Below are 15,885 nucleotides of genomic sequence, written 5' to 3' on the forward strand. Positions count from 1 at the left end.
CGACTGCAAATACTACAATTTCAATAAGAAGTAGCTACAAAACTATATTACTGCCATAAGCATAATGTAGCCCCCACGTCAGATTGACAGTACCATACAGGCATGTTAGATTGATGCCAATCGAAGAGTTAATGAAACAGATCTGAGCAGCAGATACAAGGATAGCAAGCACCTATGACCGATCTACGCCACCATTTGAAGAGTATTGTCGCCTGTCTCAAGAAGCAGGCAGGAACAGGGGTTGAGGGGAGAAGCCAATGTAAAGAAGAGCTGGCAAAGCTTCTCCCAGCCAGCTACGGCGTAGGTGAAGGTTACCTGGTGAATGAGCAGGGCGAGCGCTCCCAGTGGCTGGATATTATCATTGTTGACAAAACGCTCCCATTGGAAGTAAGCCAACAAACAGAAACAGAATGCGACGAGCGAACAGCATTGCTGGTGGCACGCCTGGCAGATGAGGTGGATAAAGCGGGTTTAGTGGAGTCAGTAGAAGCTATCGCAAGCGCCAAAGCCCTGCGCGACATTGGCAAACGCCAGGCGCAACAGGGAAAGGTCAAGCTCAAACATTTGCTTCCGCTGGGGGCTGTCTTCGTGCAACGGCTACAACTCGACCAAGGATACGAAGAAGGCTCGCATGAAGCATACAGCCAGGCTATGTATCGTGTGCTCCAGCGTCAACGCGAGGTAGAGAGGCCAGACTACCTGAGCCTGCTAGTGCCAGGGCTAAGCTATGTGAACCCATGCCTGGAGGGCGAGAACATTAGCGCGATCACAATTGGGATCACACGCGAACCAGAGCTGTTACGCACACGCCTCTGCTACAGGTGCAAGCAACGTTTTACCCGACGACACTTCTTCTACGACCTGCTCTGCCTCCAGTGTGGCGATCTCAATTACCAGAAGCGGCAGAGCCAGGCAGATCTGCGTGGAAGGTTGGCGCTTGTGACGGGTGCGCGCATTCATATCGGCTACGCGACGGTGCTACGCCTCCTACGGGCTGGGGCAACAGTCATCGCAACAACGCGCTTTCCCCATGACGCGGCCCAGCGCTACAGTGCGGAGCCTGATTTTGAACAGTGGCGTGAGCGCCTACATATCTATAGTCTCGACCTGCGCCACCTGTCCTTGATAGAATACTTTATTGCGCACATAAAAGAGCACTATGGCGCGCTCGATATTCTGATCAACAACGCTGCCCAGACCGTCAAGCGCGCATATGCCTACTATGCGCCGCTCCTCGCCTATGAGCAGAGGGCACCAGAAACGCTGCCAGCGGCTCAGCAGGAACTCGTCGCGCGTTCCCATGCCTTCATGCCTCCGGTATCCTTTATAGCTGAGGTCTCTAACGCACTGGCACTTCCTATCCCCACACAAGCTGAAACTGGAGCTGAAGAGCAGCAACGTGTAAGCCAGGTGAGCAACGCGGCAGAGGGAACGCAGCTTGATTTGCGGAGAGAGAATAGCTGGAGCCAGCGCATCGAAGAGATTGACCTGACCGAGTTTCTGGAGGTCCAGGTCATCAACGTTACCGCGCCATTTCTGCTGGTGAAGGGTCTAACCGACCTCCTGCGACATAGCCCATTTCCCCAGCGCTTTATTATCAATGTCTCCGCTGTGGAGGGTCGCTTCGCCCAGAACAAGCTGGGCACACACGTACACACCAATATGGCCAAGGCCGCACTGAATATGCTTACGCATACAGCCGCCGCCGACCTGGCACAGGACAATATCTACATGAACAGCGTTGATCCAGGCTGGGTGACGCGCCAGGCCCCCGCGACCCAGGAGGCAATCTGGCAGCGAGCGCAGGAGAGCATGCCGCTGGATATGCAGGACGCCGCAGCACGCATATGCGACCCCATCTGGAGCGCCATCAACGATGGGCAGCTAGAACATGGCCGCTTCTACAAGGATTATACGCCTTCTGACTGGTAAGCAGGCTGATTGCCACTTCTCACATTTTTGCCAGGCAGCCTCATAGTCGCCACGTCACTTCCCCGAATAGAGATTACGGCACATCAATTTATCCTTTGGGAGATACTCAAGCTCTCCATCACGCCAAATGGCATCCTGAGCAATACGCCTTTTCCTATTTTTGGTATTTTGCAGGGAAATTGTATCTCATGGATTGCCTTCCCGACCCAAAGGATGAATCGGTCCCACGTTTACGTCAGACCTACAGGGTCACTTCGCAAAAATCTATGGTGCATCTCAGGCCATTTGCTCTCTTGACGACAAAAATCTTCTATACTATAGTAGGTGCGCTGAGTAATCGGTCGATGTCAGGTACCCCATGCCTGAAAGGGCAGGGGCTTGCTGACGCAAGCCTGGACCTGTTCAGATTCAGCCATGAATCCTTTGTGTTGGCAGAGGATTATCGGGCTACGATAGTCGGGAAGCGTTCAAGTTCCTACCTACGGGTGCGTGCCAGCCTGTAGCTCTAGAATCTCTGGGTTAAACATCTGTACGGGGTGAAAGGAAGTGCTCAGAGAATAGTACCGCCCACTATCATTATCGAGGCAACCATTACCCTCGCAAGAGGAGGCTCAATGATGAGCAATGTGTTTGTGATTGATACAGATTATCAACCCTTGGATCCGATGCATCCTGGATATGCGCGGCGTTTACTCAAGCAGGGGAAAGCCGCTGTATACCGAAGATATCCCTTTACCATTGTGCTCAAACGAGTGGTAGAGGAACTACAGGTGCAGCCATTACGTTTGAAGCTTGATCCAGGGAGTACTACCACGGGAATGGCTCTGGTGGATGATACTAACGGCAAGGTCGTCTTTGCGGCAGAACTTACTCATCGTGGTCATGCCATTAAGGAAAGCCTTGATGATCGTCGCGTGGTCCGTCGCAAACGACGCAACCGCAAAACGCGGTATAGGAAGCCCCGTTGGCAGAATCGAAGGCGCAAGAAGGGATGGGTGCCACCCTCACTAGAGAGTCGGCTTGCCAATATCCTCACGTGGGTCGCGCGTTTATGTCGCTTGGCTCCCATTACAGCTCTGAGCATGGAACTAGTCAAATTTGATCTGCAACACATGCAAAATCCCGACATAAGCGGGCTGACATATCAGCAAGGCACGCTTCAAGGCTATGAGGTGAGGGAATACTTGCTGGAAAAGTGGGAACGCACCTGTGCCTATTGTGGCAAACAAAACGTTCCCTTGCAAGTGGAACATATTCATCCTCGTGCCAAGGGGGGAACCAACCGAATTAGTAACTTGACCCTGGCATGTGAGCCTTGTAATAAAGCCAAAAACAATCGAGAGATTACGATCTTTCTTGCCAAAAAACCGGAGGTGCTCAAGCGCATTCTTGCTCAGCTCAAGAGCCCACTCAAGGATGCAAGTGCGGTCAATACTACGCGATGGGCTCTCTTGAAACGACTCAAAGCCTTTGGATTGCCGGTCGAGTGTGGGAGTGGTGGGTTGACCAAATACAATCGGAGCACAAGAGGGTTGCCCAAAACGCACTGGCTGGATGCGGCGTGTGTAGGCAAAAGTACGCCCGTGGCACTCTCTCATAGGGGAATAGTCCCCTTGCAGATCAAAGCTATGGGACATGGATCACGGCAAATGTGTGTCGTTGATAAATATGGCTTTCCCAAGCAACACAAACAACGGAAAAAGAAGTTCTTGGGCTATCAAACAGGCGATATGGTCAAAGCGATTTCCCCCAAAGGGGTATTTGAAGGGCGCATTGCGATTCGTCATCGACCTGAATTTCGACTTGGGAAGAGGGATATCCACCCCAAATATCTGCGATGTGTCCATCGTGCTGACGGGTATGAGTATATTCAGAAAGGAGTACCTCATGCTCCTCTCCATGACTGAAATGAGGGGCACCCACATGACGCGATTCTATACTAGTTTCAATAGGGTCATGTAATGATTGCCTCCTATGTTAAAGAACATGTCTTGCTGGCCTACAATGCTCATATTCGCGTCGCAGGCGAGATCACAAATTCCCAGGAGCTACTCAACCCCCATCTCAACCTTCTCCAGGCCAAATCGTCGCTCAACACCAGTCTCCAAGAGCATAAATTTCTTATGCTCACATGCATGCTTTTGCCAGATCTAGTCGCACACCGGCTGCAACGAGGAACATTCAACGGAAACGCTGACCGTCTGGTAACGCTTATTTCCATTTGCCTATGAAAAGTTACCAGTCCAATTGCTGTATCTTTTTGCCCGTTCGCCTCTGCCCCTGGAGCATTACCAGAATGCGCAGCATCCCAATGCCACAAAGGCCTTGCTCAAGGAACTGAGCCAGGACGCCAATCGCTATGTGCGCGCAGTCGCTCGTCAACAATTGGCACTACGCGAAGAGAAAAAGGCAGAGGAAGGCTGATCAGGATGCACGCTGACCGCTCCATTGACATAGAAACTCTTCTATACTATAGTAGGCGTACCGATTACTTGGTCAATATGGGGATGTAGTGCAGCGGTCAGCACTTCCCGCTCTGCACAAGCGGGAAATAAACGCCAGGTTCGACTCCTGGCCGCTCCATATTGTTTTTGGGAGGTGTGATTAGCGTCAGCATGCGCCGCCCTTGCACGGCGGATAGCAAACACCAGGTTCAACTCCTGGTCACCTCCCTCTCTTCACCATCTATACCCTTTGCGCCTTCCTTGAACACACTTTGCCCTGTCCAAGAGATGAAAGAGTACACCCACGATGAGGTACCGCAAAAAGAAACACCCCTCTGCTGGAGAGGCCGCCAACCCCGAGACGGATCCTGCACGCCTGGCAGAACTGGCACAAGAGCACGAGCTTCACCCCATCCTCGCCGCCAATCCCAGTACGCCGCCAAATATACTCGAAAGCTTTATCGGCCATCCACAGGAAGCAGTACGGCGTGCCACTGCTCAGAATCCTAATACCCCTCTAAAACAACTGCTCCTGTTAACGGAGGAGTTTCCGCACGAGTTTCTGCGCAACCCTATTCTGCCCCTCCTCAATCTGGCCGAGCCCAACTTCATCAAAAAAGCCTCACCCAAGGCTTGGCTCCAGCTCTTACGCTGTGAAGAGATCCCTCAGCACTGGCTGCAATGGTTGCAGCAAGGTCATGTGATGATCGCCTCCTATGTCAGAGAACACGTCTTGCTATCCTATAACGCTCATATTTGCGTCGCAGGTGAGGTAGCAAATATACAGAAAATACAAAAGTCACAGCACGCTCTTCTTCAACCTACATCACCTCTCTACAGTAACGGTTCCATACATCAGTTGCTCATATTCACCTGTGGGGTTTTACCAGACTTTATCAATCACAGCCTACACTGGCAGATAGAAAATATCAATGTAGAGGATCTGGTCATCTCTTTGCGCTATAGTCCACAGATCGATGAAGACATATTGAGAAAGCTAGCCAGACATCAAGTGCTAAAGGTACGTCTGGCCGTCGCACATCATCCATGCACGCCAGAAGATGTGCTTCTACAGATGCTTCAAGACAAAGAGTTAGATGTACGTTACAGCATAGCAAAGCGCGCAAAAATGTCGAAATCGCTGCTGATGCATTTAGCATCCAGCAGTGATCCCCTCTTAAGAAGAGGGGCAGCCCATCAACCCCAGCTTGAAGAACATATGCTGGAAACCCTCTCACATGATCCAGATGCGATTGTGCGGCGGGCAGTTGCGAGCAGACATGGGCTTCCAAAGCGGCTCTACCACCTACTTGCCCAGGATACTGATATGACTGTGCGCAAGGCAATCGCGGCAAGGCATGGTCTTTCGGAAGAACACTACTACCAGCTCGCCCAGGATACCTACACTCCTGTACGTATGGTGCTAGCACGGAATGTTAAAACGCCTTCGCCACTACTGCTCTCCCTCGCCAGGGATATAGAGCCAGTTGTGCGCTATGCAGTAGCCCAGAACCCCAGATTACCTGAAGAGGCCTTCTATCTCCTCGCCAACGATTCAGATAACGATATTCTGGCACAACTGGCAGGAAACGCTCGGCTCCCCAGGGATTTGTTTATGCGCTTTGCCGAGCACTCAGACGTAAATATATTTCGAAACCTAATAACCAATCCACGCATTCCCCTGGAATTACTTAATCAGCTAAGGATGCAAAATTCCAATCAAAAATCCGCGTCTTTTCAAGCAAACTTCGCCTATCCCTCAGTCGTTTCCCAAAAGGAACGTACTCAGATGCGGCTCGATTCATACGCGAAGGCGCTCCAATCTATGACGAGCGATTCCCTACGTCTAGAACTGCTGGCCTACGAAAAGCTCCCCATCCAATTTTTGTACAGCTTCGCACGTTCGCCTATTCCCCTGGAGCGCTATCAAAGCGCACAACACCCTAATGCCTCATTAGCCTTGCTCAAGGAACTGGCACAGGACGCCAATCGCTATGTACGCGCGGTCGCCCGTCAGCAATTGGCCCTGCGCGATGAGAACAAGGCAGAGACTGACTGACTGACTGACTGACTGATAAACATGCTGGTCGCTGCATTGACAGTGAAACTCTTCTATATTATAGTAACCGCACCGAGCGTTCGGTCGATATGGGGATGTAGTGCAGCGGTCAGCATATACTCGCTCTGCAAAAGCGACAAAAGACGCCAGGTTCGACTCCTGGCCGCTCCATATTGTTTTCGGAGGTGTGGTGCAGCGTCAGCATGCGGCGCCCTGACAAGGCGTTAGGCAGACACCGGGTTCAACTCCCGGTCACCTCCGACTCTCATCGTCTATTTCACTTCGCACCTTCTCTGATTACGCATCCCTTTTCCCAGATATAGAATCCGCCAATAACTTGTGAAAGAGCATATTCACTATGAGGCACCACCGAAAGAAACATCCCTATGCTGGAGAAGCAGCCAACCCCGAGACTGCACCTGCACGCCTAGCTGAGCTGGCGCAAGAACGTGAACTAAAACACATCATCGCTGCCAATCCAAATGCCCCCTCAAACCTACTCGAAGCCTTCGCCCTGGACCAAAATGATGTGGTGCGACGCGCCACAACCCAGAATCCCAACACCCCTCTTACACAACTGCTCAAGCTGATAGAGGAGTTCCCGCATGAATTTCTGTGCAATCCACTTCTTCCACTACTCAACCTGACTCAACCAGATTTTATCAAAGAAGCTTCACCGAAAGCCTGGCTCCAGCTCTTACGCTGCGCAGAGATCCCTCAACACTGGCTACAATGGTTTCAACAGGGTCATGTTATGATCGCATCATATGTAAAAGAGCATGTCATGATTTCCTATAATGCTCATATCAGCGTGGCGGGTGAAATAACAAGTTCAGAGGAGCTACAAAAGTCTCATTTCAATATTTTCCAACCAAGACAGCCGCTAGATAGAGGACTTCCCGAGCATGAAAGTCTTATACTCACAACCATGGTTTTACCAGATTTAGCCAAACACTGGTTCCGACAGGGAGAATTTAACACACAAGTCGAGCGGCTGGTAACGCTGATATACCATAACCCAGATATTGATGAAGATGTATTGAGAGGCCTGGCTCAGCATAAAGAGGTTCGAGTACGCCAGGCTGTCGCGCGACATCCACGCACCTCTGATGAGGTGCTTCTACGGCTACTTCAAGACAAGAAGTTGGAGGTACGTTACAGCCTGATAAAGCGTACTCACATGTCGTCGACGCTTCTTGCTCACCTGGTAGCGAGCAGCGATCCCTACTTGAGGCAGGCAGCGGTCCGTCATCCCCAACTCGAAGAGCATATCCTAGAGAAACTCGCACGAGATACTGATGTGATTGTACGCACAGCAGTCGCGGCCAGGCATGGACTTTCGGAACAGATCTATAGCCAGCTTGCGCAGGATAAATACGACCAGGTACGTATAGCTCTGGCACGTAACGTTAAAACCCCTCAACACGTCCTGCTCTCCCTGGCCAGAGATAAAGAAGAAGTCGTACGCCAGGCCGCAGCCCAGAACCCAACCTTGCCGGAAAAGGCCTTCTTCCAGCTCGCCGAAGACCCAGATGATGATATTCTGGCAAAACTAGCAGGGAACTCTCAACTACCCAGGGAGTTGTTTGTACGCTTCGTGGAGCACCCGGAAATACGTGTGCGCAAAAAGCTGGCGGCCAACCCTCGTATTCCCCTGGAACTCCTCGACCAGCTCTGGCATGATCTCGACCTGTGGGAAGGCATTGCCAGAAATTCAAACGCCACGCCAGAGATGCTCACAACCATCGCCGCCAGTGGAAATTTGCGCCTGAAAGCCATCTGTGCGCGGCATAAGCGCACGCCAGTCCTTGTTTTGCAAAAGTTAGCAGAGGAGGGACACACAGTGGGCAGTCTAGTACGCAATCCACATACGCCTCTGGAGACTTTGGAAGGTATTCTAGGGAGAGTGAGTATACAAAGCTTTAACCAGAAACCCGCATTCTTTCTGGAGAGTATCTTAGACCACCCGGCGGTCTCCAAAAAGAGACGAACCCAAATGTTACAAAACTACTATATGAAGGAACTCAGGTCGAGCACCAGCGATTGGATACGCCCGAAACTGCTAGCCTACGAAAAGCTCCCCATGCAATTTTTGAGCATCTTTGCGCGTTCGCCCATTCCCATGGAGCGCTACCAGAGCGCGCAACACCCCAATGCCTCAACGGCATTGCTCAAGGAACTGGCACAGGACGCCAATCGCTATGTACGCGCAGCTGCCCGTCAACAACTAGCCCTGCGTGAAAAGAAAAAGTAAGGAATGATCATGACACCAGAAGCCCTCTCGCACTTTCTCCATACTCTGATTGAGCGACGCCTGATGCTCAGCACGATGCTCTGGGGACCACCAGGCATTGGCAAATCGAGCATCGTGGCCCAGACAGCACAGGCCCATGGCATTGACCTCATTGACGTGCGCCTCTCGCAGCTTGCACCCACCGACCTGCGTGGCCTGCCCGTCGCCGAAAACGGCATTTCGCGCTGGTATCCGCCGGAGTTCCTGCCACGCGAGGGCGCGGGCATCCTCTTCCTGGATGAACTCAATATGGCCCCTCCGGCAATGCAGGGGATGGCGCAGCAGCTTATTCTCGATCGCAAGGTTGGCTCATATACTGTGCCTGAGGGCTGGTTCATCTGGGCGGCGGGTAACCGCAAGGAGGATCGCGCCTCCGTCTTTGAGATGCCCACGCCCCTGGCGAACCGTTTTGTCCACCTGGTGGTTGAACCACATTTCGAGAGCTTTAAGACCTACGCCATGGCTCATGAACTGCATGAGCGCCTACTTGCGTTTCTCTCCTTCCGGCCTGGACTTCTGCACCGAATTGATCCCCAACAGCCAGCCTGGCCCTCCCCCCGCTCATGGATGATGGCCTCGCAGCTCTATCACGCGGAACTACCAATTGATCCAGTAATTGGACAGGCAGCGGCGGCTGAATTCCAGGCCTTCTGCGCTATTTATAACCAGTTTCCAGATGTGGCCTCGATTCTCAAGGGGAATGGACAAAAAATAGCCTTTCCCAAAGAGCCATCGTTACGCTATGCGCTCACCACGGCGCTTACGCTGCGCGCGGCGAATATGCAGGAGAGCTATAGCGCCTTTCAGTGGATCGGCGAGAAGGCGAGCGCCGAGTGGATACAATTCTTTGCGACCGACCTCTTCAAGCTGGTCCAGGCACGCAACGAACTGGGAAAATTCGCCAGCCTGGTGCAGCAAGATAAGCGTCTCCAGCAGATGTTCAGCGATTATATGTCCTTGTTGGGGTAACAGACCATGGAGCAGAACGCAGAGTTGCAGCGACAGATCAGCGCGACCATCTTACAACTGCGCCTGCGCGCGCCGTTCTTCGCCACGTTGACGCTCTTCGCCCAGATCGAGATCACAGCGCGCATCCCCACAGCGGCCACCGACGGCAAAAATATTTTTATTAATACTGACTTCTGGCAGACACTGACGCCTAAGCAGCGACTGGGATTGATGGCGCATGAAGTACTGCACGCGGCTCTGCTACATGTTCCCAGATGTGGCACACGCGAGCCACTCATGTGGAATATCGCGGCGGATATCGTGGTCAATGGTATGGTGCTCGCTCAAGAGGGCTTCGAACTACCACCAGGGCATATACGCGACACAAAACTGGAGCACCTGAGCGTCGAAGAGATCTATCATATTCTTCAAACGCAAGCCAGGAAATATACGCTGCATGTAGGCGATCTGCTCCCCATGGATGGCCCAGGTCAGCCGACCTATGCTGAGCTTGAGCAGCACTGGCGCCAGGCATTACAGCACGCAAAGGCGCTCGCGGAGATGCTGGGACAGGGAAACCTTCCACTTGGAATGGAGCGTGAGCTGTCGCACCTCAACCCGGCTCAACTGGACTGGCGCAGCTACCTGTGGCGCTTCCTGGTCCAGACACCCAACGACTTTCAGGGCTTTGATCGGCGCTTTGTAGGACGCGGCCTCTACCTGGAAACGCTTCAGGGGGAGTCAGTACGCGTCTATATCGCCGTTGACACCAGCGGCTCCATCGACAACAGGCTACTCGCTCTCTTTCTCAGCGAGGTTCGAGGCATCCTCCAGGCCTATCCACACCTGGAGGCCCACTTATATTATGCCGACGCGAGATGTTATGGTCCCTATGAGCTGACGAGTCAGGACCCATCGCACCTGCCCAGGCCAGTCGGTGGAGGTGGCACCAGCTTTCGTCCCTTCTTTGAAACCATTGAGAAAGAGCATGATTCCAACCAGGCAGGCGTGTGTGTCTACCTGACCGACGGATATGGGACATTTCCAGAGCAAGAGGGATCGCTGCCAGTCCTGTGGGTCCTGACGCCAGGAGGAATCGCGCTACAAGCTGTTCCCTTTGGCGAAGCGGTAAGACTAATGTGAAGATAAAACTGGGGTGTTTTTAGACATAAATAATCGGGGGCATCGCTCATGTGATGCGCCCCGATAAGGGCCAACTGGTACAACTGACAATCTGAAGCAAGGAGAGACTAACGATTTTTTTCGCCACGCTCGCGCTTGTTGGTCTCCTCTTGTACCTGCTTAGCATAACCGGACTTCTCAGCAGCCTCGCGGATCTCCTCAATAGCCTGCTCTTTCGACTCTACAGGAATATCCTCATCATTGACCACCTGAGACTGATCCGTATCTTTCTCTTTGCGATTGGTCTTCTGCTGCTTCTCATTCTCATGCTCAGACTTGCGACTCATTGAGATACTCCTTTTCGGTAGCGCGCATGTCAGTGATTGTGCGCAGAAATCTTACATGCTGACACAGTGAGAGGACAACAACGTGGGTGTTGCGACCTCGTTTTCATTGTACTGAGAAGAACATAGCCCAGGTATCGCACGCGAATTGGCAAGCCAATAACCTTACAGGAGTGCTATTTAGGCCAGCGACTCCACATAGGCGCGCTGGGGATTGGCCACGCCACGGAAGAAAATTTTCCCTACGTATTGCACCAGTTCCTCAGGAGTTACCGTCTCATCCAAAAGCAAGCGTTTAAAGGGATAGGAGGCAAGGAGGCTGGAGAAGGTATGCAACATAATCGTGGTGGGGATGGCGGGATCGAATTCGCCAGAGACTTTCCCCTCATTGAGCAAAACTTCAAGGCTGCTTAAAAGCTGATCGAGCAGGGCATGGTGGCGGGATCGCAAGAGAGGTCGAAGTTCAACGGCACCGAAAAGCGCATAAAAGAGACGCCCACGCTCACCCTTTAAACGCATATAGCTCGTCGCAAGTAGCGTTTCCAGGCGCGAACGCACCGAGCCAGGCGCGGATACCGCCTCCTGCACATTCAGCAAGATAGCTTGCATCTGCAACTCGAGTAGGGCCAGGACCAGGTCTTCTTTGCGGGAAAAATGCAGGTAGAGGGTTCCTTTGGCAATACCCACACGTGCAGCCACCTCGTCCATACACATCTCATGATAGCCCTTCTCCAGCAGAATTTCCTCCGAGGCATGGAGAATAAGCTGCTCACGTTGCTGACGTTGACGTTCTTTGAGCGAAAGGGTGGATTCGCGCATATGGCTCCCTCCAAATGTTCTTCAGATATCGGCGACGTCGATATGCATGCCTACTTCAGCATATTTCATCGATTGCCAGAGGAGTCGTCTGTGTACGCTCTAGAAGAAGAAACTACCAGAAAGCACGAGAATTGTCAAGCAGAAAACAAGGCTTCTCATTGTCGTCACTATCGAGGAATGCCCCAGTGTCCCGTACCTGGTAAAACTTTATTGGGTACTTGACAACGCATAAGTCCATCTATTCTGAGAAAGAAGAGAGGGCTTATGCCTTTAAAACATCTGCGCCAAGCTGCCCTTCTCGTCTCACGCTCTCTCATGCGCCCTACTCTGGCGGCTCACACCTTTCACACGTCCAGTTGTGACCAGGCTCTCAACTCCTCTTCTTGGTGTCAACGGGAGGGAGTGGGTCTCACACCCTTCGTCTCGCCACGCATAACTATGACTACTCTACGCCATCCTTCGCCCTTCCTCGTATGGAGCCGCCTTACATCCTCGTGGGTCACTCTTTTGGGGACTTCAATGTGCGCCTGTAGGCCTGTCAGCATCCTGAGCAGGTGGCTGGCATGGTCCTGGTGGATGCTTCCCCAGAAGACCAAAGGACCCGGATGCCAAAACCACCCCTCAAAGAGAATTTGGGCCAACAGATACAATGGCAACTTTTCCGCTCGCGTCCATTCCTCGCACGCCTGGATCTCTTACGTCTGCAAAGCAAGCCCAACAGCGTGGTCGACGCATTACCACCTGCTCTTCAACCAGGAGCAAGAGCCATGGGACTACGCTCACATGCCTATGACTGGATCTTTGGTGAAGCACAAGCTCTCCAACAAAGTGATGCACAAATTCGAGCAGCAACATCATTCCCACCCATTCCACTCATTATTCTGGCTGCAGCAGGAGGAGACTGGCCCAACGCCCACATGAAACACTGCTGGCTCGAACTCCAGGCGGAGCTAGCGCACCTTTCTCCGCTCGCACCCCCCATTTTTAGCATAGAACTCCTACATACTGAGGATATAATGGTTTATCCGCATATGATTGTGTTATTATATTTGCAGTATAAAGGGCCAATATAAGCTCCTTAAGGAATCACTCGATTTTTTCTATTCAGCCGGATATTGGCACAAAACACAACCATACGGAGCGGCGGTCAGCAAAAACAAACTCAACAATACAGAAAAGGAATACATACACTTTTTTCCATCCCCCCGCTCACAGGAGAGAACAAGGTGAACAACTTTTATTCATCCAATAACACACCACAGGCAGAAGAACTGGGGACTGTGCAAGAGGTGATAACGATCCCTACCAAAAAATCACTCGGCGCAAGGTTTATGCATTGGTGGCATGGGTTTGCCAGTCCGCCACCGCTGCCAGAGAATGCGACCGTGCCACAACGTGAGGAATATCGCCGAGCACGCACAGTGAGTGTGGTAACTATCGTTTTCTTCCCCATGTTAGTCGGTGGGGATATAACCAGCCTTGCCATGCCAAATCCCTATTTATTCCAGGTGGTTTTTGGTGTCGTGATCGCGTTTATGATTGCACCGTTTTTCAATCGTGCTGGGCATATCTTGATTGCTGGATTGCTCGTGACCATTCCCCTTCAATTCGTGATAATATATTACATCTTGACGACAATGCCGCTCAACGAGACAGCTTTACAGGTCTATGATATGTTAGCGCTGGTTATACTCCTTGCGCTTGCTGTTCTGCCTCTTCGTGCTATCTGGATTCTCACCATCCTTGACTGTGTCTTTGTCGTCCTGGATCTTATCTATCAGCCGCGCACTACCAGTTTTACCGACCTGCTCAATCACGAAGGCTTTATGGGAATTCTCGTACGGCCTCTTATACTCCTTCTGCTCCTCACCGGAGTGTCCGCGTTCTTGCTCATGAGTGTTGCCAGAGCGGCCCGTCAGAGCTATGAAGCGGAGTTTATCGCGAACATTGAGCGGGCAACGGCCCAGCAGAACGAACTCGAAGCGGAGGCCAAACGTGAACTAGAGGAGAGTATCCAGCAAATGGTACAGGCTCATACCGACACCATGAATGGTCGGACGGGAGAACGTATCTCCTATCCTACATCAAAAGTGCTCTGGCCGCTGGTAGGCATTCTGAATTCTCTCTGGACCCGCCTACAGCGCTCTCAGCAGAGAGAGCAGGAGCTAGCCCAACTACAAGAACATATTATGGTTTATAATGAGTTGTTACGTCGCACCCTACATTCACCCGAACAACCTATCACTCCTTTCGCAACTAAAACCGCTCTTGCCCCGCTTGCGCTTACTGTTGCTAACTTACAAAAGGAATTACTGAATCGCCTAAGGGGTCAGACAAGGAGAACGGAAGGAGGCATGTTCTGAGTAAATGCATATCTGCGACGATGAACCAGTTTATTTTTCATGCGGTGAGCGTTGCTATATCGAACATTGCCAATGTAAGCGCTGCAGAACCGGGTCATCATGGATAGAATGTTTTTCTACTAATTTTGAGAGAGGAATAGATAGATCCACTTCAGGGGGACCACGTGGATAAGGGAATTGATGCTAGTCTGGGCCTGGAAGTTGCCTTGATGACGTTACAGCGTTTACGCAAACATGGCATACTCAGCGCTGAAGTTTCACACATACCTGGTGTCCGAGGCCGCTGTCGCTGTACTATTGAAATTGCTGATGGCAAAATTACATCGTGTATTGTTGAAGATACCACTGGGAAACGTTATTCGCTAGGCATTGATGTGGTTATAGCAACCAACAACAAAAAAGGTCCTTTTGCCTGGTCTTTTCATCCCCAGGCACCGCCACAGGCATCACGACCTCGCCCAGGCATCCAGCAGGCATCTCCTGCCATCAGAGATCCCTATTACCAGACACAACCACGTCAGCTTCAGCAATATAGTAATGGCATCGCGGTCAACATGGTGCCAATTCCCCTTAAGAGGGCTTCTGATCTCTCTTGGCCCGGCAACTTGTCAGCGAATGAACAGGTAATACTAAGTTGGATTTTCTCACTAGTTGATGGGCAACGGACAGTGGCTGACATTACAGCCATGCTACCTCGCCTCCGCTTTGAGGATGTGAAGAGTGGACTTCTCTTCTTACAGCAGATAGGGGCAATTTCACTCGTAGGTTAATCAGACAGACGTCGACGCACTTCAGCTTCAACCCGCTGAAAAAAGGGATGTACAAGGAGTGAAAGTGACATGACCCAAAGCAAACTTTTTGGAAAGGGGGTTCACAGGAAAGAAAAGAGGCAAGATAGACAAAAGATGATCCCATAGGATACACTGAGGAAAAGCAACAGAAACCGCTCAATCATCAGTGTACCAAAAGGTCGTCTTATTCTCCTAACCCACACAGCATTGATCATAAGTGAACTAAGGGCGGCTATCTGCGGGGTCTCTCATGCCGAGACATGAATTAAACGAGTGCAGTGGACACTCTACCATCGGGCACCATGGGGTACTGAGGTGATGAATATGCAGTGGTGGAGACGCGAAAAAGTGGTTGCCCGACAACAACGCCATCATCAGGTATGACTCTTGAGGCAAGTGAAGTAGCGGTGGGGGCGGCGCGTTCGATTTACTCCTTCCACAAGGGGAGAAATGAGTCCGCAGCCACGTCGACACCTGCTTCGTTGTCGCGAGCCCGCAACAGGCTTTTCTTGCCAGCAATCCGTCCTTTTCCCAAAGGTGGGAAGAGTCAAGAGTGATAGGGGTGATCTTTGAACATGTGCTGAAACAGAGTAAGTTTCGAGAAATTTTCTATGCCTGTATAGTGCGCATCTGCAATTCACCTGGAAACTCCCATTCAGAGAAGCCGTCCTTCAAGGCAAACGAAAGGCGAAGCGCTTCGCCTTGCGCTTCGCCTCCCTGGCTCTTGCTCTTTAGAGTTCGCCAATGGTAGCGAATCTATTAGATAGCTA

Annotated in this window: 12 protein-coding genes and 3 tRNA genes; 13 read left to right on the forward strand and 2 right to left on the reverse strand. The window is 51.6% G+C overall.

Translation table 11 applies throughout. From position 1 onward, the window contains the following. Nucleotides 1–174 precede the first annotated feature (174 nt). From JMJ16_RS18220 to JMJ16_RS18265, 10 genes are all read left to right on the forward strand, one after another. Entirely contained in the window at nt 175–1,932 is a 1,758-nt protein-coding gene (locus JMJ16_RS18220) for an SDR family NAD(P)-dependent oxidoreductase (RefSeq protein WP_201383762.1), read from the forward strand. Nucleotides 1,933–2,549: 617 nt separating this feature from the next. Then, nucleotides 2,550–3,839, forward strand: coding sequence for an RNA-guided endonuclease IscB (gene iscB / locus JMJ16_RS18225; protein WP_201386147.1), 1,290 nt, complete (start codon nt 2,550–2,552; stop codon nt 3,837–3,839). Nucleotides 3,840–4,179: 340 nt separating this feature from the next. Then, entirely contained in the window at nt 4,180–4,356 is a 177-nt protein-coding gene (locus JMJ16_RS18230; RefSeq protein ID WP_201383764.1) for a hypothetical protein, read from the forward strand. An 81-nt stretch (nt 4,357–4,437) separates the two neighbouring features. Next, nucleotides 4,438–4,515 (forward strand) — tRNA-Cys (locus JMJ16_RS18235). 168 nt (nt 4,516–4,683) lie between these two features. Next, entirely contained in the window at nt 4,684–6,435 is a 1,752-nt protein-coding gene (locus JMJ16_RS18240) for a hypothetical protein (RefSeq protein WP_201383766.1), read from the forward strand. A 93-nt stretch (nt 6,436–6,528) separates the two neighbouring features. Beyond that, nucleotides 6,529–6,606, forward strand: a tRNA-Cys gene (locus JMJ16_RS18245). Nucleotides 6,607–6,616: 10 nt separating this feature from the next. Then, a tRNA-Val gene (locus tag JMJ16_RS18250) sits at nt 6,617–6,696 on the forward strand. A 97-nt stretch (nt 6,697–6,793) separates the two neighbouring features. Further along, complete coding sequence (locus JMJ16_RS18255; protein WP_201383768.1) at nt 6,794–8,689, forward strand: hypothetical protein; 1,896 nt, start codon at nt 6,794–6,796, stop codon at nt 8,687–8,689. A 9-nt stretch (nt 8,690–8,698) separates the two neighbouring features. Beyond that, nucleotides 8,699–9,697 (forward strand): ATP-binding protein, encoded by a 999-nt coding sequence (locus JMJ16_RS18260; RefSeq protein WP_201383770.1) that lies wholly within the window; start codon nt 8,699–8,701, stop codon nt 9,695–9,697. A 6-nt stretch (nt 9,698–9,703) separates the two neighbouring features. Beyond that, complete coding sequence (locus tag JMJ16_RS18265) at nt 9,704–10,819, forward strand: VWA-like domain-containing protein (RefSeq protein WP_201383772.1); 1,116 nt, start codon at nt 9,704–9,706, stop codon at nt 10,817–10,819. Between the two features lie 107 nt (nt 10,820–10,926). On the opposite strand, the gene JMJ16_RS18270 is transcribed toward JMJ16_RS18265, so the two are convergent. Together JMJ16_RS18270 and JMJ16_RS18275 are read right to left on the reverse strand one after the other, a co-directional pair. Beyond that, entirely contained in the window at nt 10,927–11,145 is a 219-nt protein-coding gene (locus JMJ16_RS18270; RefSeq protein WP_201368597.1) for a hypothetical protein, read from the reverse strand. A 177-nt stretch (nt 11,146–11,322) separates the two neighbouring features. Further along, on the reverse strand, nt 11,323–11,961 hold the full coding sequence (locus JMJ16_RS18275) for a TetR/AcrR family transcriptional regulator (protein WP_201383774.1): 639 nt from the start codon (nt 11,959–11,961) through the stop codon (nt 11,323–11,325). Nucleotides 11,962–12,566: 605 nt separating this feature from the next. Here JMJ16_RS18275 and JMJ16_RS18280 point away from each other — a divergent pair. The 3 genes from JMJ16_RS18280 to JMJ16_RS18290 all read left to right on the forward strand — a co-directional run bounded on the left by JMJ16_RS18280 (nt 12,567) and on the right by JMJ16_RS18290 (nt 15,094). Then, nucleotides 12,567–13,034, forward strand: coding sequence for a hypothetical protein (locus JMJ16_RS18280; protein ID WP_201383776.1), 468 nt, complete (start codon nt 12,567–12,569; stop codon nt 13,032–13,034). Nucleotides 13,035–13,187: 153 nt separating this feature from the next. After that, nucleotides 13,188–14,324: a hypothetical protein gene (locus tag JMJ16_RS18285; protein WP_201383778.1), complete on the forward strand. Its 1,137-nt coding sequence runs from the start codon at nt 13,188–13,190 to the stop codon at nt 14,322–14,324. A 164-nt stretch (nt 14,325–14,488) separates the two neighbouring features. Continuing rightward, on the forward strand, nt 14,489–15,094 hold the full coding sequence (locus JMJ16_RS18290; protein WP_201383780.1) for a hypothetical protein: 606 nt from the start codon (nt 14,489–14,491) through the stop codon (nt 15,092–15,094). The last annotated feature ends 791 nt before the right edge of the window (nt 15,095–15,885 follow it).

The organism is Ktedonobacter sp. SOSP1-52, from assembly GCF_016587395.1.